A 21,392-nucleotide genomic window follows, 5' to 3' on the forward strand; every position below is an offset into this window, starting at 1 on the left:
ATGGGAGGCGGCCTTTTTATTGGCCGGACAAAAGCTGCGGCACAACCGGCAGTTGCACCAAACAGTTGCCAAACGTGGCGCAGTTAAATACTGTATGCGCATACAGCACACCAAGGATTGCATCATGGCTAAAAAAGCAGCAAAAGAGCCGACTCCGCCAAGCCCCTATGAAATTTTCGGCACACGTATACAAAAAATCATCAGCTCGCCAAAAGCTCAAAAAGACAAAATGGCGGTGCTTGAGCGACTCGAAGGCGATAACCCTGAGTTCTGGGAACGCCTGCTGGAAGAAATTTCTGAAAACGATAACGTCACTGTCGCCCACCGCGATGATGGCGGCGTGAATGTTTTCTGGACCGTGCTTGAGGAAGACTGAGTCAATGAGGGTTTGTTTACTGGTACTGCTCGGTCTTTTCACCGTTGCAAGCGCACAGGCCGCGGCCCCGAATACCTTCAGCGAAGCCAAGAAGGTTGCCTGGAAGCTCTACGCGCCGCAGTCCACCGAGTTCTACTGCGGTTGCAAATACACCGGCAACCGCGTCGACCTGAAAGCCTGCGGTTATATCCCGCGCAAAAATGCCAACCGTGCCGCACGCATCGAGTGGGAACATATCGTTCCCGCCTGGCAGATCGGCCATCAGCGCCAATGCTGGCAAAGTGGCGGGCGAAAAAACTGCACTCGCAACGACCCGGTGTTCAAAGTTGCTGAAGCCGACTTGCACAACCTGGTACCCAGCATCGGCGAGGTCAACGGGGACCGCAGCAATTTCAGTTTTGGCTGGTTGCCCGAGCAAAAAGGCCAATATGGTTCGTGCCTGACACAAGTCGATTTCAAATCAAAAAAGGTCATGCCCCGCCCCTCCATTCGCGGGATGATCGCGCGCACCTACTTTTACATGAGCAAGCAATACAACTTGCGTCTGTCCAGGCAGGACCGCCAGCTTTACGAAGCCTGGAACAAAACCTACCCGGTTCAAGCCTGGGAGCGCCAGCGCAATCAGGCGGTGGCCTGCGTGATGGGCCGTGGCAACGAATTCGTCGGCCCGGTCAACCTCAAAGCCTGCAGTTAAAATCCCCCCTGCCTGCACCCGCCTTGAGCCCTGGTTAAAACTGCGGTTCAAGGTGCTGTCCCTGCCCTTCGACGTTCGCTTTCGGCCAATCATTGTCCGACTGGATTCAGAGGGCGAATATTGCCGAACCGACAATGCTGAGCTATTACTTTCGGCATGATCAAACAGGTTCGATTCAATAAAAAACAACGGGTGGTAGACGAACTCGTCCACCGTATCGAAAGCGGGCTTCTGGCAGACGGTCACCTGCTGCCGGAAGCAGACCAATTGGCTCAAGAACTGCGTGTCAGCCACAGTACGTTGCGAGCAGCACTGGCCGAACTGGAAAAGCGAAAATACATTGCCAAACGCACCGAGGGCGGCGCCATCGTCACCTACGACGGTATTACGCTCGACCAAAACAACGGCTGGACACAGGCCCTGGCCAACACCGGCGCCCGTATCCACACCGAGCTGCTGCGACTCGAGGCCATAGAGCGTGCGGACCTCCTGCATCGTTTCGGCTTGAGCCAGTTCGTGATCCTTGAGCGCCGCCGTCGCCGCGATGATGGCACTGCGATTTCTCTGGAACGCTCGTTCGTGCCCGCAACAGGTGGCCTGGAAGGTCTGCCACGTATAGGGCTGATTGACGACTCGCTCACCATTACGCTGGCGGCCTATGGCTTTGTCGGTGATCGTGGCGACCAATGGATTGGCGCCGAGCCGCTCGATGAAGAAGACGCACTATTGCTCGGCCGCCCCGCCGGCACGGTTTTTCTCAAAGCCCTGCGCACCACCTACGACCGCCAAGGACGCTTTATGGAAATGGTCGAGAGCTGGCTGGATCCTGTGCACTTTCGCATGTACCACTCATTTGGCACGCCAACATGACGCAGCCGGATCTCGCCCTTGGCGCACTGTACGGCCTGGCCCTGGGTGATGCGCTGGGCATGCCGACCCAATCGTTCAGTCGCGGACAGATCCAGGCCCGCTTCGGGCGCATTACAACCCTTGAAAATGCCCCGGCCGATCAACCCATTGCGCCAAATATGCCCGCGGGCTCAATCACCGACGATACCGAGCAGGCAATACTGGTCGGCCAACTGCTGGTTGAAGGCAAAGGCAATATTGACCCCCACCAGCTTGCCCGGCGCCTGATCAGTTGGGAGTCCGGCATGCGGGCCAAGGGTTCCCAGGACCTTCTGGGGCCATCAACCAAGCGCGCAATCGAGATGATCCTCGCTGGCCACAGCCCCACCGAATCGGGCCGCTACGGCACCACCAACGGCGCGGCCATGCGCATTGCTCCGGTAGGTATCGCCAGCGATATCAACCAGCCGGAACGCTTCATCCATTGTGTGGTTCAGGCGTGCCAGGTGACGCACAACACCAGCCTGGGGATTGCCAGCGCAGCCGCAGTGGCCGCCGTCATCTCCAGTGGCATAAACGGTAAAAAACTTGAGCACGCCCTCAATGCTGGCACTGAAATGGCCTTTATCGCCGAACACCAGGGTCACTGGGTTGCCGGGGGCCGCATCGGCCCGCGTATTCGCTGGGCCAGGCAGGCCAGCAGCGAGTGCAACCCCGACAATTTTGGCGACCTGCTCTATGACGTGATTGGCACTTCGGTCGCCTCCCAGGAGTCCGTAGTAGTCGCCTTTGCCCTTGCCCAACGCGTGGCCAGCGCAGGGCTGAACCGTTTCGATGCCCTGTGCATGGCCGCCAGCATCGGTGGCGACACCGACACCATTGCCGCCATCCTCGGTGCCATGCTTGGTGCCTGTGGAGGAATGCAACAGTGGCCCGCGACACTGATCGAACAGATCACAAGGGTCAACGACCTGCATCTGCAGCCTCTGGCACGCGATCTGTTAGCCCTGCGCCTTGCGTAAAAAACCTGCCATGGACAGCAACACGACGGGCCTGGCACAAAGTCAGCGCCACACACAGCCTGCGACAACGATAACAAGCGCATCAGGAGCCATACGCCATGACTTCCCCTGACCCCGGGCACAGTGCCGGGCAACTGGAAACACGCGGCATCGAGCCGGTTCCCGAAAACGAGTGCAACGGCAACCCCGGGCAGCTGTTCTGGGTATGGTTTGCTGCCAATATCAGCATCCTCGGCCTGCCACTGGGCGCCACGCTGGTGGCCTTCCATCAACTGGCCATCTGGCAGGTGGTCATCGTCGCCTTGATCGGGGCTGGCGGCTCGTTCGCCCTGGTCGGCGTCATCTCCATCGCCGGTCGACGGGGCCGAGCACCAAGCCTGACCCTATCGCGAGCTATATTCGGCGTACGGGGCAATATAGGTCCTACGCTGGTTTCACTGATTTCCCGTGTCGGCTGGGAAACCGTAAACACCACCACCGCGGCATTTGTGCTGCTGGCCTTGTCTTCAATCCTGTTCAATACCCCCACCGAAGCCAAAAGCGCACCGGTGCTCACCCTGGTGTTTATCGCCCTCTTCACCCTGCTGACCCTTGCGGTTTCAGGCCTGGGCCACGCCACGCTGCTGCTGATCCAGAAGTGGGCAACTTATGTGTTCGGCGCGCTCAACCTGCTGGTCGGCGGTTTTCTCTGCGCCACCATCGACTGGCCAGGCGTCTTCAGCGCCAGCCCGGCACCCGTCAGCGCCGTGATTATCGGGATTGGCATCATGGCCGCGGGCACCGGTATCGGTTGGGCCAACGCCGGGGCTGACATGTCGCGCTACCAAAAATCCAGCGTCAGCGCCGCGCAACTGGTGGCCAGCGCAGCCTGGGGCGCAGGGATTCCACTGGTTCTGCTGATTACTCTGGGGGGGTTGCTGACGGTCGGCAACCACGCGCTGGCATCCGCAACCGACCCCATTGCAGCAATCCGCAGCCTGCTGCCCTCCTGGATGGCGGTTCCCTACCTGGTCAGCGCCTTTGGCGGCCTGTTGCTGTCCAATCATCTGTCCGTCTATTCGGCCGGTCTCACTACCCTGACCCTGGGTGTAAGGATCAAGCGGGTGCAGGCCGTCGTCGTGGATATCGTGGCGATTTTCTGTGGTTCGATTTACTTCATGCTATTTGCCGACAGCTTTTACGGCCCTTTCATCACTTTTATTTCACTCACTGCCATCCCGATTACCGCCTGGGTAGCGATTTTTGTCGTCGACCTGCTGCACCGTCACTGCTACAGCGCCAACGACTTGCTCAACGTCAGCCCCAGCAGCGCCTACTGGTACAGCGGCGGCATCGAATGGCGGGCCTTGAGTGCCTGGGCCGTGGCCCTGCTGCTGGGGTTATGCTTTACCCGGGTTGGCAGCAACGATGCCGACTGGTTTACCGGCCCGCTCGCCGATTCCTGGCTGGGCCACAACGGCCTCGGCTGGGTCGTGACTTTCATCGTGGCTGGCGGCCTGTATGCGCTGCTGGGCGGCGCCAGAGACCGCCGCCTGCCAGCACAGGACAGCGCCCATGCCTAGATTGCTGCACACAGGCCAGGTGATCATCGATCTGGCCATGAGCCTGGACACACTGCCCGCCTCCGGCGGCGACGCGCTGGCCCACAGCGCCAGCTTTCACGCCGGTGGCGGGTTCAACGTAATGGCCGCTGCCCAGCGCAACGGCCTGCAGAGTGTGTACCTGGGGCGTCATGGTCAGGGACAGTTCGGTGACATGGCTCGCCAGGCCATGCACGCCGAGGGCATACACATGACCCTGCCAGTAGACCCGCATAAAGACACCGGGCTGTGCGTCGCACTCACCGAAGCCAGCGCCGAGCGTACTTTTATTTCCTGCATTGGTGCCGAAGGCGGGTTGTCTGCCCACGACCTCGCGCACGTCAGCGTGCAGCCCGACGACCATCTCTATGTCAGCGGTTACAGCCTGCTCCATGTCGGCAAGGCGAGGCCGCTTTTGCAGTGGATACAGGGCCTGGCGCAGAGTGTCCAGGTGACCTTCGATCCCGGCCCGTTACTGACCGATATTGACCCGCAACTGCTCGACGCCCTGCTCCCGCGCCTGAACCTGTGGACCGGCAACACTGCCGAAGCGCTGAGTTTTACCCATGCCCCCACACTGACCGACGCCCTGCCTGCCCTGAGCGCACGCCTGCCCACACACTGCCTTGCGGTTGTGCGCGACGGCCCGCAAGGCTGCTGGATCAGTGACCGCCACGGTCAGCAACACATCGCCGGGTTCAAGGTGCAGTGCATCGACAGCAATGGTGCCGGGGATGCTCATACAGGCGTGCTGATTGCCGCATTGGCGGCCGGGCATCCCGCACCGCAAGCGGCGCAACGGGCCAATGCAGCAGCGGCAATCGCCGTGACCCGTCGGGGGCCTGCCACAGCGCCGGGCGCTGGCGAAATTGATCGTTTATTGGGCGAAAATGGTTTTCATTGATCGAAAAAGAATTCCCCTACATGCAAATACGACTATAGGCCTGCCCACAACAGGACTAAAGACTGTAAAAAACATCTGCAAAAACATGATGAAACGTTAGAAAATATTCAAAATACTGTTTTAACCCTAACCAGGCTCACGGAATGCAACTCCAGCGCCCGATAACTCTTCTAGAGGTCGGGCCATTTGTGCGTGTTTGCAGGGCTGCGTTTCTCCTGAATTGTGAAGATACTCTTGAAACTCATCATTATTGCTGTCTACGTCTTGTCCATCGCCTATGTCCACCTGCGGGGCAAGGTTCGCCATAAGCTCGGGCGTCAACTGACCGATCACTCCTCCTTCCTGGCTCCGATCAACTGCTTTTTGTATCTGTTTTCCAAAGTGCCCGGCCAGCCCTACCTCAAACCTGCCGATTTCCCGGAACTGCAACCCTTGCAGGATCACTGGCAGGAAATCCGTGAAGAAGCGCGAAACCTGATGCAGGCGGGCGAGATCAAGCGTTCCGAGCAACCCAACGATGTCGGCTTCAACTCGTTTTTCAAAAGTGGCTGGAAGCGCTTTTACCTGAAGTGGTATGGCGACAACCACCCTTCGGCGGTCGAACTGTGCCCGCGCACCATTGAGCTGCTCAACAGCATCGGTACGGTCAAGGCCGCCATGTTTGCCGAATTGCCCCCTGGCTCCAAACTGGTGCGTCACCGCGACCCCTACGCCGGATCGCTGCGTTTTCACCTGGGCCTGGACACCCCGAATGATCCAGGCTGCTATATCAACGTTGACGGCCAGAACTACGCCTGGCGTGACGGCGAGGCGGTGATGTTTGACGAAACCTTTATCCATTACGCCGAAAACACTACCGATAAAAATCGCATCATCCTGTTCTGCGATGTCGAGCGTCCGATGCAGTATCGCTGGGCCAGTGCCTTCAATCAGTGGTTCAGCCGCACAGTGATGGCATCCGCCAGTTCGCCTAACGATGCCAGTGACAAAACCGGCGCCCTGAACCGCGCATTTACCCGGTTATACAAGATTCGCCTGCGCGGCAAAGAGCTGAAAAAGCGCAATCGCACGCGTTACTACGTAGAAAAATGGTTGGTGTTCGGCGGGCTGCTGGGTGTGTTTTTGTTGGTCTAGCCTTGAAGCCGCTACGAGGCACGAAGCTGCGAAAGGCTGCGTAGCGGGCCCGCACTTTTAGAGTCCTGCGGCCCTTAATGCAGCCTCGCACCTCGTCAGCCGCTACACCACCAGCGGCGGCAAGGTGCCCAGCAATGACACGGCGGCGACTGCCGCCAAGCCAAACAGCCATTCCAATGCAACGCTTCTGCGCATCAGGGTGAAGCGACCCGCACGACTCATCAGCAGATTGAACAGCGCCAGCAGCAACATCACCCCCACCAGGGTCACCTTGATCAACAGAATCAGGGCGAAGCCTTCAAACAAAGGTGAAGGCCAGAGCGCACCGGTCAGCACGCGGGTATTGATCAGCCCGGTAAGAATAATCCCGGCGACCAACATAAACCCCAGATTGCTGAAGCGCTGCAACACAGCGCCCACGTCCTGACCGACAGGCCGCACAAGGATAAGCTGCAACCCCAACAGACCACCGATCCAGGCCCCCACACACGCCAGATGCACCCACTGGTTAAGCATCAGCAATTGCCCGCGCCAGCCATCCAGCATCGCGCCGTGACCCACCGGAGCCAACGTGCCCAACAACAGAAAACTCAGCAACCAGATAAGGTTAAATCCGCTACGGGCATACAAGGCGAGCAACAACAGCACGCAAAACAGCAGATGAAAAGCCCACACCTGGCCGAAAAAGGTACTGCCCAACACCAGCCACAACGTCGCCGGGGCCAGGGTTTCAGGCCAGCTTCCTGCCATCGAGTGGGTGGTCAACAGTAACCAGGCAAGGCCGCTGGCCAGCGCCACCCAGGCCAGCACCCGGTTGACCTTAAGCAATTGGCCATCAATGTCGAAGGATGGCCATGCCCCGCGCAACAGAGGCCTGAATGCACAGGCTCCGAAGATCAGCAACACCACACTGAAATGCACAAACCGGCAGATCACCATTGCACTGAGCATCAACTCAGTTGCTCACCGTAAAGCTGTAATCGCCGGCACTTTTGTGGGTATCGACAGACACGGCGTTCCATTTGACGTTATAGGTACCCGCCGGCAACGGCTGTGCCGGTGTCACAATCAGGGTTTTCTTGTTGCCGGGTTCGGTCTTGATGCTGCTCACCGGCACCGGCGCCTGGTCATGGCTGATCACAACCTGGGTAAACGCCTGCTCCACGCCTTCACTGAACACCAGGCGCAGTTCGTTGACGCTGTTCACCGTGCTGTCGGCGGCGGGGGTCGCCTGCTCCAGATGGGCATGGGCAAACGCAGCCCCGGCCCCGGTCATCAGTGTCAGTAACGCAGCCGTATTAAGAACTTTCTTCAAAAAAGCAGCAGCCATTGCACAGTACCTTGAGAGTGAATTACACGGTCATAATACTCGCCTAAACTGATTTGAAGGGCGAGCGCAGACAACACAAACACAACGTCTCCCCCGCAAGGATTCCGGTATGCCCACCCGCCTCAGCTTTATTTGTCATGCCCGCACAGAAGCCCAGCGTCTGGGCCGCTTTGCGCTGGATGAGGCGGCTGACCCGAAAGGTCTGCTGTTGGCCGCCGAATTGAGTGCCAGGCTGAAAAAGCCGGTACGCATACTCTGCGCGCCCGAAACCCGCACCCTGCAAACCGCGCAGGCACTGGGTGGCGAAATCGAGATTGTCCCGGCCCTGGGCGACTACGATATCGGCGACTGGCAGGGCCAGCGCCTGTCAGACCTGCAACAAAGCATGCCCCAGGCGCTAGCCAACTGGATCAGCAACCCCGATGCCGCGCCCCATGGCGGTGAGTCGATACAGGCCCTGTGCCTGCGGGTCAGCGCCTGGCTCGACGAGTTTCGCGAAGAGGGTCATTTTGCCGTGGTGACTCATCCTTTTGTGATCCGTGCTGCCATATTGCACGCCCTGGCAGCGAGCACTGCCTCCTTCAACCTGATTGACGTAGAGCCACTGGCGGTGGTCGACCTGCGCTTCAACGAGCGCTGGCGCTTGCGGGTGTAATTCACTCCTCCAGCGTCAGCCCGCCAGGAGGCAATGGCAGCGCAGTTTTGTAGCGCACCTGTTTGAGGGCGAAGCTGGAGCGGATATTGGCCACGCCGGGCACCTTGGTCAAAAAGTCCATCATGAAACGCTCCAGCGCCTGGATGCTGGGCACCAGCACCCGGATCAGGTAATCCGGGTCGCCGGCCATCAAGTAGCACTCCATGACTTCATGGCGATCGGATATCGCCGCTTCAAAATGCTGCAGGGCTTCCTCGACCTGTTTTTCCAGGCTCACATGGATAAACACATTGACATGCAGCCCCAGCATATCGGCGTCAAGCAGGGTCACCTGCTCGCGGATCAGGCCGCGCTCTTCCATGGCCTTGACCCGGTTGAAACAGGGCGTCGGCGACAGGTTGACCGAACGCGCAAGGTCCGCATTGGTGATGCGCGCATTCTGCTGAAGGCTATTGAGAATCCCGATATCAGTTCGATCTAGCTTGCGCATGAGACAAAAGCACCTGTTTTTTATGTTTATGCAGAATTCTTATCCTTAAACGCTGCAAAGCACAATGAACTACAGAGAAATATTCTTCGGCGTCAGGAATATGATTGTTGTAGGACAAGATCTTGGTTTTTATCAGACAGATCTTCGACAGTACTACCTAGCTCCCGCGCCTATAAACACGACAAGATCGAGCGTAGAGAAAGCCATGAATGAATATGCACCGCTGCGCCTGCACGTTCCCGAACCGTCCGGCCGCCCAGGCTGCAAGACCGACTTCAGCTACCTGCGCCTGACCGATGCCGGTCTGGTGCGCAAACCCCCGATCGATGTGGAACCTGCCGACACCGCAGACTTGGCCAAAGGCCTGATCCGTGTACTCGACGACAAGGGCCAGGCCCTTGGCCCGTGGGCCGAAGGCGTATCGAGCGAAGTGTTGCGCGAAGGCATGCGCGCCATGCTCAAGACGCGCATTTTCGACACGCGCATGGTGGTCGCCCAGCGCCAGAAAAAAATGTCGTTCTATATGCAAAGCCTGGGCGAAGAAGCCATCGGCAGCGCCCAGGCCCTGGCCTTGAACATCGACGACATGTGCTTCCCCACCTACCGCCAGCAAAGCATCCTGATGGCTCGTGATGTGCCGCTGGTCGACCTGATCTGCCAATTGCTCTCCAACGAACGCGACCCGCTTAAGGGTCGGCAGTTGCCGATCATGTACTCGGTGCGCGACTACGGCTTTTTCAGTATTTCCGGCAACCTCGCCACCCAATTCGTACAGGCGGTTGGTTGGGGCATGGCCTCGGCCATCAAGGGCGACACCAAAATCGCCTCGGCCTGGATCGGTGACGGCGCCACCGCCGAATCGGACTTCCACACTGCCCTCACCTTTGCCCACGTTTACCGCGCCCCGGTGATCCTCAACGTGGTCAACAACCAATGGGCCATTTCGACCTTCCAGGCCATTGCCGGTGGCGAGTCCACCACCTTTGCCGGACGCGGCGTGGGCTGCGGTATTGCTTCGCTGCGGGTCGACGGCAACGACTTTATCGCCGTTTACGCCGCCTCGGCCTGGGCCGCAGAGCGCGCGCGCCGCAATCTGGGCCCGACCCTGATCGAATGGGTCACTTATCGTGCTGGCCCGCACTCCACCTCCGACGACCCGTCCAAGTATCGTCCGGCCGATGACTGGAGCCACTTCCCGCTGGGCGATCCGATTCTTCGCCTCAAGCAGCACCTGATTGCCACCGGCAACTGGTCGGAAGAAGAGCACGCAGCCGTCAGTGCCGAGCTGGAAGCGGAAATCATTGGCGCGCAAAAGGAAGCCGAGCGTTTCGGCACCCTGGCAGGTGGGCAGATCCCCAGTGCCGCGAGCATGTTCGAAGACGTGTACAAGGAAATGCCCGAGCATTTGCGCCGGCAACGCCAGGAATTGGGGTTATAACCAGATGAACGACAACAATAAAATTCAGATGGAGAACGCCGTGAGTACCAGCACCATGACGATGATCCAGGCCCTGCGCTCGGCCATGGATGTGATGCTCGAGCGCGACGATAACGTGGTGGTGTTTGGCCAGGACGTGGGCTACTTCGGCGGTGTGTTCCGCTGCACCGAAGGCCTCCAGGCCAAGTACGGCAGTTCGCGGGTGTTCGACGCACCGATCTCGGAAAGTGGCATCGTCGGTACCGCCGTGGGCATGGGCGCCTATGGCCTGCGCCCGGTGGCCGAAATCCAGTTTGCCGACTATTTCTACCCGGCGTCCGACCAGATTGTTTCTGAAGCGGCGCGCCTGCGTTACCGCTCTGCCGGCGAGTTTATCGCACCAATGACCATCCGCATGCCCTGCGGCGGCGGGATTTACGGTGGTCAGACCCACAGCCAGAGCCCCGAGGCCATGTTTACCCAGGTCTGCGGCCTGCGTACCGTGATGCCATCCAACCCCTACGACGCCAAGGGCCTGCTGATTGCCGCCATCGAGAACGATGACCCGGTGATCTTCCTCGAGCCAAAACGCCTGTACAACGGCCCGTTCGACGGCCACCACGACCGTCCGGTAACCCCCTGGATGAAGCACCCGGCCAGCGCCGTGCCCGACGGTTACTACACCGTCCCGCTGGACTGCGCCGCCATTGTGCGGCCCGGTACTGAAGTCACCATCCTGACCTACGGCACCACCGTTTATGTGGCCCAGGCCGCCGCCGAAGAAACCGGCATCGACGCTGAAGTAATCGACTTGCGCAGCCTCTGGCCGCTGGACCTGGACGCCATTGTCACCTCTGTAAAAAAGACCCGCCGCTGCGTTGTTGTTCACGAAGCCACCCGTACCTGCGGGTTTGGCGCCGAGCTGATCGCACTGGTTCAAGAGCACTGCTTCCACTACCTGGAAGCGCCGATCGAGCGCGTAACCGGCTGGGATACCCCCTATCCCCATGCCCAGGAGTGGGCCTATTTCCCCGGCCCGGCGCGAGTGGGTGCTGCACTACAACGGGTTATGGAGGTCTGAATGGGTACGCACGTTATCAAGATGCCGGACATTGGCGAAGGCATTGCGCAAGTAGAACTGGTGGAATGGTTTGTCAAAGTCGGTGACATGGTCAGCGAAGACCAGGTGGTCGCCGATGTGATGACCGACAAGGCCACGGTAGACATCCCCTCCCCCGTGGCCGGCAGGGTCCTGGCCCTGGGTGGCCAGCCTGGCGAAGTCATGGCCGTGGGCAGCGAACTGATCCGCATCGAAGTCGAAGGCGCCGGCAACCTGCGTGAAAGTGTGCAAGCTGGCCCTGCAGCGGAACCTGTGGTCGCCGTAGTAAAAGCCGCCCCTCAAGCTCGCGTAGAAGTGGCCGTGGTGGCCGCCCCACCGATCAAGGCGGCACCGGCACAACGATCGGCGCCTGTGGCCCGTGAAGCCAACGAGCGCCCGCTGGCCTCCCCGGCCGTGCGCAAGCGCGCCTGGGATAGCGGTATCGAGTTGCGCTTTGTGGTTGGCAGCGGCCCGGCGGGCCGTGTCCTGCATGACGACCTGGATGCATACCTGGCCCGCGACACCGCAACCAGCGTGGCACCGGCCAGTGGTTACGCCCTGCGCAACGACGAGCAACAGATCCCGGTGATCGGCCTGCGCCGCAAGATCGCCCAACGCATGCAGGACGCCAAGCGCCGTGCCGCACACTTCAGCTATGTCGAGGAAGTGGACGTCACCGCCCTGGAAGAACTGCGTGCCCAGCTCAACCAAAAATGGGGGGACAGCCGCGGCAAACTGACCCTGTTGCCGTTTCTACTGCGGGCCATGGTCGTGGCCTTGCGCGACTTCCCGCAGATCAACGTGCGCTACGACGACGAAGCGCAAATCATCACCCGCTTTGGCGCCGCCCATATCGGCGTCGCCGCGCAAAGCGACGGTGGTTTGATGGTGCCTGTGGTGCGCCATGCCGAGACCCTCAACCTGTGGGGCGCCGCCGATGAAATCGCCCGCCTGGCCAACGCCGTACGCACCGGCAAGGCTACCCGCGAGGAACTCACCGGCTCGACCATCACCCTGACCAGCCTGGGAGCCTTGGGCGGAATTGTCAGCACACCGGTGGTCAACCTGCCCGAAGTGGCGATCATTGGCGTCAACCGCATCGTCGAGCGCCCGGTGGTGGTCAAAGGCCAGATCGTGGTGCGCAAAATGATGAACCTCTCCAGCTCCTTCGACCATCGTGTGGTCGACGGCATGGACGCGGCGCAATTTATCCAGGCCATGCGTGGCTTGCTCGAACAACCTGCCACCCTGTTTGTGGAGTGAACATGCAGCCAACCCAACACACCACGCTGCTGATTATCGGCGGCGGCCCCGGCGGCTATGTGGCAGCGATCCGCGCCGGCCAGCTGGGCATTCCGACGGTCCTGATCGAAGGCCAGTCGCTGGGCGGTACCTGCCTGAACGTCGGCTGCATCCCGTCCAAGGCCCTGATCCACGTTGCCGAACAGTTCCATGCCACCCAGCGCTACAGCACCTGTACTTCACCGCTGGGGATCAAGACCCAGGCCCCGACCCTGGACATCGGCCAGAGCGTGCAATGGAAAAACACCATTGTTGATCGCCTGACCAGCGGCGTCGGCGCTCTGCTGAAAAAGAACAACGTCAAGGTCATTCACGGCTGGGCCAAAATCCTCGACGGCAAGGCGGTTGAAGTCGGCGGCCAGCGCATCGAATGCGAACATCTGTTGCTGGCCACCGGCTCGCAAACGGTCGACCTGCCGATCCTGCCCATTGGCGGGGCGATCATTTCGTCCACCGAAGCCCTGCAGCCCACCACCATTCCCCGACGCCTGACCGTGGTTGGCGCTGGCTATATCGGCCTGGAACTGGGGATCGCCTACCGCAAGCTGGGGGCCGAAGTCACGGTGGTTGAAGCCCGTGACCGTATCCTGCCAACTTACGACAAGGACCTGACCTTGCCCGTGGCAGAATCCCTCAAGGCACTGGGGATTACCCTGTATCTGGAGCACAGCGTCGAAGGTTTCCAGGCCAGCAGCAAAACCCTGTCGATGCGTGACCGCATGGGCCAGAGCCAGACCCTGGAAACCGATCAGGTGCTGGTGGCGGTGGGTCGTCGGCCGCGTACACAAGGCTTCAACCTTGAAGCGCTGGCGCTGACCATGAACGGCCCGGCGATTCGCGTCGACAACCGTTGCCACACCAGCATGCGCAATGTCTGGGCGATTGGTGACCTGACCGGCGAGCCGATGCTGGCCCACCGGGCCATGGCCCAGGGTGAGATGGTTGCCGAAATCATTGCCGGCAAACAGCGTGAGTTCAGCCCTGCGGCGATTGCCGCGGTGTGTTTTACCGATCCCGAAATCGTCGTGGTGGGCAAAACCCCGGTTGAGGCGCAAGAGGCCGGTCTGGACTGCATCAGCGCCAGCTTTCCGTTCTCTGCCAATGGCCGGGCCATGACCCTGGAAGCCAAAACCGGCTTTGTGCGGGTTGTGGCGCGCCGGGACAATCACCTGATTGTCGGTTGGCAAGCCGTGGGGGTCGGTGTTTCGGAGTTGTCGACGGCCTTTGGCCAGTCATTGGAAATGGGCGCCTGCCTGGAAGACATCGCCGGCACCATCCACGCGCACCCGACCCTGGGCGAAGCCGTCCAGGAAGCCGCGTTGCGTGCGCTGGGGCATGCGTTGCACCTGTAATCCCCCCCTTACTGTGGGAGCGGGCTTGCTCGCGATGCAGGCGACGCGGTTTATCTGATAGACCGAGTGGCTGCTATCGCGAGCAAGCCCGCTCCCACAGCAAGTCAGGCCCTGCGCAATCCAACACTGGGCGTAATGGCTCAACACCAGTAGAATCGCGCTCTTTTTTCCAGGGCGCTCGCCATGACCTCTCTTAAAACCCCGCTCGAAGCCGAGTCCCAAACCAGCGAGCTGGTCTTAGGTCTTGAAGACCGTCCCAAGCCGTGGATCGCCTTTCTGGCCGCCCTGCAGCACCTGCTGGCCATTATTGTGCCGATCGTCACCCCCGGCCTGCTGATCTGCCAGGCCCTGGGTGTGTCCAGCCGTGATACCAACCTGATTGTCTCCATGTCGCTGGTGATCTCCGGTATCGCTACCTTTGTTCAGTGCAAACGCTTTGGCCCCTTTGGCGCCGGGCTGCTGATCGTCCAGGGCACCAGTTTCAACTTTGTCGGCCCGCTGATTGCCGGCGGCGCACTGATGGTCAAGCAAGGCACGCCGGTTGAAGGCGTGATGGCGGCGATCTTTGGCGTGGTGATTGCCGGCTCGTTTGTCGAAATGGGTATCTCGCGCATCCTGCCTTTTGTAAAACGCATGATCACCCCGCTGGTCACCGGCATCGTGGTGCTGATGATCGGCCTGACCCTGATCAAGGTCGGCCTGATCAGCATGGGCGGCGGCTTCACGGCCATGGGCAACGGTACCTTCGCCAACGGCGAAAACCTGATGCTCTCGGGTGTGGTGCTGGCCATTATCGTGATCCTTAACCGCATCCCGCTGGTGTGGATGCGCAGTTGCGCCATTGTTATCGCCCTGGCCGTGGGCTACGCCCTGGCAGGCTACCTGGGCCGCCTGGACTTCACCGGCATGCACCAGGCCGAGCTGTTCCAGGTGCCAATGCCCTTGCATTTCGGCCTGGGGTTTTCCTGGGCGCTGTTTATTCCCATGCTGGTGATCTACCTGGTCACGTCGCTGGAAGCCATCGGTGACGTCACGGCCACCAGCAAGGTGTCGCGCCAGCCGGTCGAAGGCCCGGTGTGGATGCAGCGCATCAAGGGCGGTGTGCTGGTCAACGGCGCCAACTCGTTTCTGGCGGGTATCTTCAACACCTTCCCGAGTTCGGTGTTTGCCCAGAACAACGGTGTCATTCAGCTCACCGGTATCGCCAGCCGCCATATCGGTGTGTGGATTGCCGGCATGCTGATCCTGCTGGGCCTGTTCCCCAGCGTTGCCGGTGCGATTCAGGCAGTGCCTGAGCCGGTACTGGGCGGTGCGGCCATGGTGATGTTCGGCGCCGTTGCCGCTTCGGGCATCAATATTCTGGCCAGCATTACCCTGGACCGCCGCGCCCTGCTGATCATTGCCGTGTCCCTGGCGCTGGGCCTGGGCGTATCGCAAGTGCCAGAGTTCCTGGCGCATATGCCTGCGGCTCTGCGTAACGTACTGGAGTCAGGTGTGGCTACAGGCGGTATCTGTGCCCTGCTGTTGAACTGGTTCCTGCCGGAAACAGAGAAAAAACCGACGTTGTAAGCGACGCAGCCAGGCAGGAGTGCCTTTTGCCCTCCTGCTTGTGCTTACAAAAACGGGTCGTTATTCACCGCCCATCTTTCCCAATTTCTTCATTTGGCCTACTATTTTTTCAAACCCTTTATGCCTGACATAGGCGATGTTTATGAACACATACGGTGAGCGACTCAAACATGAGCGTTTGCGCCTGAAACTGACACAGGCACAACTGGCGGATGCGGGGGGTGTGGGGCGCCATGCACAAAGCTACTATGAACGCGATATCACCTTGCCCCGCGCCGACTATCTGGCGGCCATTACTCTGCTCGGTATTGATGTGGTGTTCATCATCACCGGCAAGCACACCCTGCCTGTTTACGAGGAAATCAGTTGTGACCGAACCCGGCACCCGGCATCAAAAAGCACTTGATCGCTTTCTCAGTGACCACCCTGAACTGGTCGTGGCGCTTGAGACATTGAACCCATTGGCCGCCCGCGCTATCGGCCAATCGATAAAGGAATATCGCCAGGAACGCTTGAACGAAGCCTTTGAGGCCGAGGCTGAGCGTCTGGGTTTTTTCGCCTGGGAGCTGACCCTGCAATTGACCAGCGCAAGCCCGCAAGAATTCGAGGCCCAGCGCCTTGAAGTGCATCGCGAAGTGGCGCAAATGGCCGGCATGGAATGGGTTGAATACTGCGAACTGCATGGCCCGCTCCGTAGCAGTTGACGAGCCGTGCGAGGCTAGGGCAGCCAGATACTCGAACATACCTTCTGCAACAACGCCTTGTTGTGACTGAACACAATCATCCCCAGCTCCCGACGCCTGGTCTCTTCGAGCAAGACTTGCCACACCTGCGCCTGTACATGCGCATCCAGTTGCGCCGTCACTTCATCGGCAATCAGGTAGCGGGTGCGCGGATCCAGCGCCCTGAGCAAAGCGATACGCGCCAGTTCTCCGCCAGACAATTCGTCCGGGCGACGGGCCAACCACCCGGGATTCACCGCCAGGCGTGCCAGCCAGGCGGCATCTGGCGACCAGGCATCACGCAGGCTCTCGCCCGTTGTGCGATAAGGGTTGAAGGTCTGTTCAGGATGCTGCGGCACCAGCTGCACCGGGCAATAGCCCTTTTTCGCAAGCGCTTTGCCATCCACGGTGATGCTGCCCGAGGTTGCTGACTGCCATTGCGCCAGCACCCGGCCCAGGGTGGTTTTGCCATAACCGCTGGGCGCCGAGATGCCCTGACGCTCCCCCGGCCGCACCTGAAACGACACACAGTCCCAGAGCTGCTGGCCATCCTGGACAATGCTTAACTGCTGGACCTCAAGCATATTCCGGCACCCGCCGGGCAAAAAACTGTTGTTCCGGCAAGGCTGCCCACAACGACTGCAACCAGGGGCTGCCGCCGTTTTCGCGCAGTTCCAGGGCACTCAGGGTTTCGTGCAACTCGCCCTGATGCAACACAGCGATCCTGTCGGCAAAGCGCGCCGCCAGGGCCAGATCATGGGTCACCCACAAAATCCCCCGACCTTGCAGGCAAAAGCCCTTGAGATGGGTCAACAGTTGGCAGGCATGTTCGTCATCCAGCCATGAGGTGATCTCGTCCGCGAGGATATAACGCGCAGGAGTCAAGGCCGCGCAACTGGCCAGAACGCGCTTGGCCATGCCCCCTGACAACATGCGCGGGAATTCGTCCACCAGTTCTGGCTTGAGGTTGTAGTGCGTGAGCTGCTCGGCCACATCGCCAAGCCCCAGCCTGACCCCGCTCAAGTGCGCAGCACGCTGCAATTGCGGCCCGACCTTGATCAGCGGGTTCAGGGCGTTGACACCCTGGGGTACATAGCACAGGGCTTTGCCCCGCTGATTGACCTTGCCGGCCTCCCCCAACACCTGCCCGTCGAGCACTATTTCGCCGCGACAACGCATGTTTTCCGGGAGCAAGCCCAAGGCACTTTGCAGCAGCAGGCTTTTGCCTTCGCCGCTGGAGCCCACCAGCGCCGTCAATTCTCCGGGGCGTACTTCAAGGGAGATATTGCTCAGCAGCGGATGCCAGGTTTTATGGCCCAACCAATGATAGTGCGCAACGTCGATCGCAAACCGGTCGAATTTCAGCATCAGGTAATCCTTATCCAGAGCTGCTGCAATGCCCGTGCAAACTGGTCAAAAACCAGTACCAGGCCCACCAGAATCAAACCCGGAAAAAACGCCAGCCACCAGGCACCACTGCTCAAATACCTTAGCGCATCGGCCAGCAACAGGCCCAATGACGGATCATGGGGCGCCAGGCCGAAGCCCAGGAAACTCAACGCCGCCGAATGCAGAACTGCGTGGGGGAACATCAACAGGATACCGACGATCCACTGCGGCATCAGCAACGGCAACAAGTGATGACGCCAGCGATAGAAGCTGCTGTTGCCCAGGCGATGGGAGAGCATCACAAAATCGGTCTCGCGGATACGCAGGATCTCGCCGCGCAGGATCAGGGCCAGGCGTGGCCAGTGGGTCAGCGCCACGGCCAGGATGACCCCCTGCTTGCCACCGCCCAAGGTGAAGCAAATCAATACCAGCAGCAACAAATGCGGCAGCGCCAGCATGCTGTCGATCAGCCCGCGAATCAGGTAATCCAGGGTTTTGTTCAGCGCACACAGACTGGCGGCCAGCATCGCCAGAAAACCGCTGCTGAACGCTGCGGTCAGGCCGATCTGCAGGCTGGTGGTCATCCCCTGAAAACACCGCAGCCACAGATCACGGCCCAGGCTGTCAGTGCCAAACCAGTACTCGGCAGACGGTGGCAGGCGCCGTGCCAGCAGATCCATGGAGACATCAATATTGATGATTGAGATACCGTAGGCGATCAACCCCAGCAGCATCAGCAACGAGAGGCAGAGCCTTAGCAAGGCGCGATTGGGGTTGTAGGTCATACCTGGCGCGCCGCCCCGCGGTTAAGGCGCAGTAACAGCGCGTTGGCAATGCTGTTGCCGGTGAATACCAGCACCGCACAGAACATCACGATCCCCATCAACAATGGAATATCGCCGCGTAATCCGGCATCGATCGTGGCCTGCCCCAGGCCTGGATAAGCGAACACTTTTTCAGCCAGCAACGAACCGCCGATCAACTCCCCCACCGAGGCAAATTGCAGGCACAAGGCCGGGGTGATGGCATGGCGCAGGATATGAAAGTTGATCAGCGGCCAGCCTTTGTCGCCCTGGGCATGGGCGAAACGAATAAATTCGCTGTTCATCACTTCAGCCACCCGCGAGCGGGTATGCAGGGCGATATTGCCCACGCCCAGTACACCCAGGGCCAGCATGGGCAGGATCAAGTGTCGCAACTCGTCGCCCCAGGTTGCGGTTTCGGCATTGCTGCCGGGGGTCCAGGCGCAGCAGATCGGCGCCCAGTTGAGCGTCACGGCAAACAGTGACAGCAACAGCAGGCCAATCCAGAACGTCGGCATGGATGCCAGCACATAGGACAGCGTCGAAATAAGGCGGTCAGGCCAACGGTTCAAATAACGCCCGGCCGTCAGCCCCATGGCCAGGCCGACGATGCCGGAAAACAGCCAGGCCGAAAACAGCAGTGCAAAGGAGGTGGCAAAACGCTCTCCAATCACCTGCGAGACCGGCGCGTTATAGAGCATTGAATAGCCGAAATCGCCTTGCAGCATTTGCCCGAACCAGCGCAAAAAGCGCTCCCATAACGGCAGATCGAGCCCCCAGCGCGCCGCAATCAATGGATATTGCTCGGGCGGTACATGCAACAGATCGTTACCTATATAGGCCCGGATCGGGTCTACCGGAGAAAAACTGAGCAAGGCAAAGGTGCCCGCTGCCGTTACCAGCAGCAGGCCCAGCAAACGCAGCACAAACAGCGATAGGCCGCGGATCACCGGCAGGTCCACTTCCAGTGATCAACGCTGTTGAGCAGCGACCAGGAACCGTGGATTTCCGGGGCGCCCTTACCCAGATCGATGCACTCATCGGTGAGGTAAGTGTGCTGAACATTGAGCAACCAGGCCCAGGCGGCATCTCCTTTAACGCCGACGCCGGTTTTGCCGTCCCACTCCACTTGCTGCCAGAACGGCACCGCCTGCTGCCAGGTCGGCGCATCGAGGGCTTGCTGCAGATGCTGATCGACAACCGGGTTCTGGTAATAACCGGGGTTGTAGTATTCCACGCCTGCCGCCTTGCTGCTGTAGTGATGGTAAAGCTCCATCGGGTCGAGGCTGCCCCAGCCAAACAGGGTCGGGTTGGCGTGCATGTTGCGCTCAACGGTTTCCCAACTGCCGGACTTCAGGTCTACGTCGATGCCCACGGGCTTGAGCATTGAGCGCACGGCCTGGGCCAGATCCCGGCGAGTGGCATCGCCACTGGCGTACCACAGGGTGATTTTGGCCGGCAGGCCGTTTTTTTCACGGATGCCATGGGCGTTTTCAATCCAGCCTGCGTCTTCCAGTATCTGCCGGGCTTTGTCGGTATCGCCATCCTTGAACAGCGCATCCGGGTTATCCCACGGTAAACCCTGCACGCCGGTGTAGGCCGGGATCGCGTGGCCTTCGAGAATCTGATCGGCAAGCAGTTGGCGATTGATGGCGTAGTTGATGGCTTTGCGGATGGCCACATCAGCCGTCACATCATTGCCAATCGGGTAGCCCTGGGCATCTTTTTTACCGGACGCGAGGGTTGGCATCACGATGCCACGGTTTTCCACACTGGGGCGAACCCACAGTTTCATGCCCGCGGCAGGCGTCACGGCCAGCGCAGGGGCGATGCGCACAATACCCAGCTGCTTGCTTTGGGCGGCAGCGAAAGCGCTGTCTTCATCCAGGAACACAAACACCAGTTTGTTGAAATCGTTCTTCTGCCCTGCGTAGTACGGGTTGGCCTCAACGATCAACTGCTGACCCGGCTGGTAGCTGACCAACCGATAAGGCCCGGCGCCAATCGGCTTTTGCGCGTAGGTTTTGGCGTCGTATTGGTCTGCCGAGACAATCCCCAGCGAACCGAGCACATTGACGAACGTGCTTTGCGGCGCCTTGAGCTCAATACGCACCGTGAGCGGATCAACCGCCTCGGCCTTGAGGAAGTTGCCCATATCGACCTTGCCACCACTGGCCGCCGCATTGTTGTAGGTGTAAGCCACGTCCTTGGCGGTCAGTGGCGAACCGTCGGAGAACTTGAGGTCGGGCTTGAGCTTGAGGGTCCAGGTCTTGCCATCCGCGCTAGCCTGATAATCGCTGAGGAGAAAACCGCTCCAGGACAAATCTTCGTTTTGCTTGAGCAAAGGGCTGTGCAACAGCAGATAACTGCCGTGGCTCCAGCCCAGCATTGGATCAAAGCCTTCAGTGGGCTCATCACCAATGGCCAGTTGCAGGGTGCGATCCTGCGCTGAGACAACAGGCGCTGCCAACACACTCAACAAGGCCGCAGCCACCAGGGTGTTACGCATCCATGCGGGTTTTGACATCTATCCTCCTGATATGAAATGGCCTCGCCCAAACGGGCCGTACGCAGGTTATCGCGCCCCACAGTAATAGCAGGCTGATTTTAAATAGCCAGTTATGCATCTGATTTTTTAGGGGTTTTCCAGGCGATACGTCTTACCTTGTAACAATTGCCACAGGTCAGGTTCCCCGGGCATGACT

General features: G+C 59.9%; 23 protein-coding genes. 15 read left to right on the forward strand and 8 right to left on the reverse strand.

The window, feature by feature from the left end; all coding sequences use genetic code 11:
• Window positions 1-124 precede the first annotated feature (124 nt).
• From V6L81_RS17855 to lpxO, 7 genes are all read left to right on the forward strand, one after another.
• Window positions 125-376 (forward strand): DUF1654 domain-containing protein, encoded by a 252-nt coding sequence (locus tag V6L81_RS17855; protein ID WP_095001985.1) that lies wholly within the window; start codon window positions 125-127, stop codon window positions 374-376.
• Window positions 377-380: 4 nt separating this feature from the next.
• Window positions 381-1,070, forward strand: coding sequence for an endonuclease (locus tag V6L81_RS17860; protein ID WP_095020767.1), 690 nt, complete (start codon window positions 381-383; stop codon window positions 1,068-1,070).
• Between the two features lie 156 nt (window positions 1,071-1,226).
• Window positions 1,227-1,940, forward strand: coding sequence for a GntR family transcriptional regulator (locus V6L81_RS17865; protein WP_095018572.1), 714 nt, complete (start codon window positions 1,227-1,229; stop codon window positions 1,938-1,940).
• Entirely contained in the window at window positions 1,937-2,941 is a 1,005-nt protein-coding gene (locus tag V6L81_RS17870; RefSeq protein WP_095001988.1) for an ADP-ribosylglycohydrolase family protein, read from the forward strand. Before V6L81_RS17865 ends, V6L81_RS17870 begins: the two co-directional genes overlap by 4 nt.
• Window positions 2,942-3,039: 98 nt before the next feature.
• Entirely contained in the window at window positions 3,040-4,503 is a 1,464-nt protein-coding gene (locus V6L81_RS17875) for a cytosine permease (RefSeq protein ID WP_095001989.1), read from the forward strand.
• Window positions 4,496-5,425, forward strand: coding sequence for a PfkB family carbohydrate kinase (locus tag V6L81_RS17880; RefSeq protein WP_095018570.1), 930 nt, complete (start codon window positions 4,496-4,498; stop codon window positions 5,423-5,425). Before V6L81_RS17875 ends, V6L81_RS17880 begins: the two co-directional genes overlap by 8 nt.
• Window positions 5,426-5,659: 234 nt before the next feature.
• Window positions 5,660-6,559, forward strand: coding sequence for a lipid A hydroxylase LpxO (lpxO, locus tag V6L81_RS17885; protein WP_095001991.1), 900 nt, complete (start codon window positions 5,660-5,662; stop codon window positions 6,557-6,559).
• A gap of 102 nt (window positions 6,560-6,661) precedes the next feature.
• Here the strand turns inward: lpxO and copD are convergent, their stop codons facing one another.
• Both copD and copC read right to left on the reverse strand, forming a co-directional pair.
• Window positions 6,662-7,510: a copper homeostasis membrane protein CopD gene (gene copD / locus V6L81_RS17890; protein WP_337859446.1), complete on the reverse strand. Its 849-nt coding sequence runs from the start codon at window positions 7,508-7,510 to the stop codon at window positions 6,662-6,664.
• A gap of 4 nt (window positions 7,511-7,514) precedes the next feature.
• Window positions 7,515-7,889, reverse strand: a complete 375-nt coding sequence (gene copC / locus V6L81_RS17895; protein ID WP_095001993.1) for a copper homeostasis periplasmic binding protein CopC — start codon at window positions 7,887-7,889, stop codon at window positions 7,515-7,517.
• Window positions 7,890-7,998: 109 nt separating this feature from the next.
• Here copC and V6L81_RS17900 point away from each other — a divergent pair, with 109 nt between their 5' ends.
• Window positions 7,999-8,544: a histidine phosphatase family protein gene (locus tag V6L81_RS17900; protein ID WP_095018568.1), complete on the forward strand. Its 546-nt coding sequence runs from the start codon at window positions 7,999-8,001 to the stop codon at window positions 8,542-8,544.
• 1 nt (window position 8,545) lies between these two features.
• On the opposite strand, the gene bkdR is transcribed toward V6L81_RS17900, so the two are convergent.
• Window positions 8,546-9,034 carry a Bkd operon transcriptional regulator BkdR gene (gene bkdR / locus V6L81_RS17905; RefSeq protein ID WP_016781430.1) on the reverse strand — a complete coding sequence of 163 codons (489 nt, stop codon included), beginning with the start codon at window positions 9,032-9,034 and terminating at the stop codon, window positions 8,546-8,548.
• A gap of 205 nt (window positions 9,035-9,239) precedes the next feature.
• Here bkdR and V6L81_RS17910 point away from each other — a divergent pair, with 205 nt between their 5' ends.
• From V6L81_RS17910 to V6L81_RS17940, 7 genes are all read left to right on the forward strand, one after another.
• Window positions 9,240-10,472 (forward strand): 3-methyl-2-oxobutanoate dehydrogenase (2-methylpropanoyl-transferring) subunit alpha, encoded by a 1,233-nt coding sequence (locus V6L81_RS17910; protein ID WP_095018567.1) that lies wholly within the window; start codon window positions 9,240-9,242, stop codon window positions 10,470-10,472.
• A gap of 4 nt (window positions 10,473-10,476) precedes the next feature.
• A complete protein-coding gene (locus V6L81_RS17915; protein ID WP_016781432.1) occupies window positions 10,477-11,532 on the forward strand; it encodes an alpha-ketoacid dehydrogenase subunit beta in 1,056 nt (351 codons plus the stop codon).
• Window positions 11,533-12,813: a dihydrolipoamide acetyltransferase family protein gene (locus V6L81_RS17920; protein ID WP_095020772.1), complete on the forward strand. Its 1,281-nt coding sequence runs from the start codon at window positions 11,533-11,535 to the stop codon at window positions 12,811-12,813.
• A 2-nt stretch (window positions 12,814-12,815) separates the two neighbouring features.
• A complete protein-coding gene (lpdA, locus tag V6L81_RS17925; protein ID WP_338660229.1) occupies window positions 12,816-14,204 on the forward strand; it encodes a dihydrolipoyl dehydrogenase in 1,389 nt (462 codons plus the stop codon).
• 183 nt (window positions 14,205-14,387) lie between these two features.
• Window positions 14,388-15,773 (forward strand): nucleobase:cation symporter-2 family protein, encoded by a 1,386-nt coding sequence (locus tag V6L81_RS17930; protein ID WP_095018566.1) that lies wholly within the window; start codon window positions 14,388-14,390, stop codon window positions 15,771-15,773.
• A gap of 142 nt (window positions 15,774-15,915) precedes the next feature.
• Window positions 15,916-16,179, forward strand: a complete 264-nt coding sequence (locus V6L81_RS17935) for a helix-turn-helix domain-containing protein (RefSeq protein WP_095020774.1) — start codon at window positions 15,916-15,918, stop codon at window positions 16,177-16,179.
• On the forward strand, window positions 16,142-16,477 hold the full coding sequence (locus V6L81_RS17940) for a DUF6388 family protein (protein ID WP_095002000.1): 336 nt from the start codon (window positions 16,142-16,144) through the stop codon (window positions 16,475-16,477). Before V6L81_RS17935 ends, V6L81_RS17940 begins: the two co-directional genes overlap by 38 nt.
• A gap of 14 nt (window positions 16,478-16,491) precedes the next feature.
• Here V6L81_RS17940 and V6L81_RS17945 read toward each other — a convergent pair whose 3' ends face one another.
• From V6L81_RS17945 to V6L81_RS17965, 5 genes are read right to left on the reverse strand one after another with little or no spacing between them, the layout of a single operon-like run.
• Window positions 16,492-17,079 carry an ATP-binding cassette domain-containing protein gene (locus V6L81_RS17945; protein ID WP_095018564.1) on the reverse strand — a complete coding sequence of 196 codons (588 nt, stop codon included), beginning with the start codon at window positions 17,077-17,079 and terminating at the stop codon, window positions 16,492-16,494.
• Window positions 17,072-17,863 carry an ATP-binding cassette domain-containing protein gene (locus tag V6L81_RS17950; protein ID WP_095002002.1) on the reverse strand — a complete coding sequence of 264 codons (792 nt, stop codon included), beginning with the start codon at window positions 17,861-17,863 and terminating at the stop codon, window positions 17,072-17,074. The genes V6L81_RS17945 and V6L81_RS17950 overlap by 8 nt, the downstream gene beginning before the upstream one ends.
• Entirely contained in the window at window positions 17,863-18,669 is an 807-nt protein-coding gene (locus V6L81_RS17955) for an ABC transporter permease (RefSeq protein WP_338660230.1), read from the reverse strand. Before V6L81_RS17955 ends, V6L81_RS17950 begins: the two co-directional genes overlap by 1 nt.
• Complete coding sequence (locus V6L81_RS17960; protein ID WP_338660231.1) at window positions 18,666-19,637, reverse strand: ABC transporter permease; 972 nt, start codon at window positions 19,635-19,637, stop codon at window positions 18,666-18,668. The genes V6L81_RS17955 and V6L81_RS17960 overlap by 4 nt, the downstream gene beginning before the upstream one ends.
• Window positions 19,634-21,214, reverse strand: a complete 1,581-nt coding sequence (locus V6L81_RS17965; RefSeq protein ID WP_095018563.1) for an ABC transporter substrate-binding protein — start codon at window positions 21,212-21,214, stop codon at window positions 19,634-19,636. Before V6L81_RS17965 ends, V6L81_RS17960 begins: the two co-directional genes overlap by 4 nt.
• Window positions 21,215-21,392: the final 178 nt, after the last annotated feature.

The organism is Pseudomonas bubulae (genome assembly GCF_037023725.1).
GTDB classification, from domain to species: Bacteria; Pseudomonadota; Gammaproteobacteria; order Pseudomonadales; family Pseudomonadaceae; genus Aquipseudomonas; species Aquipseudomonas bubulae.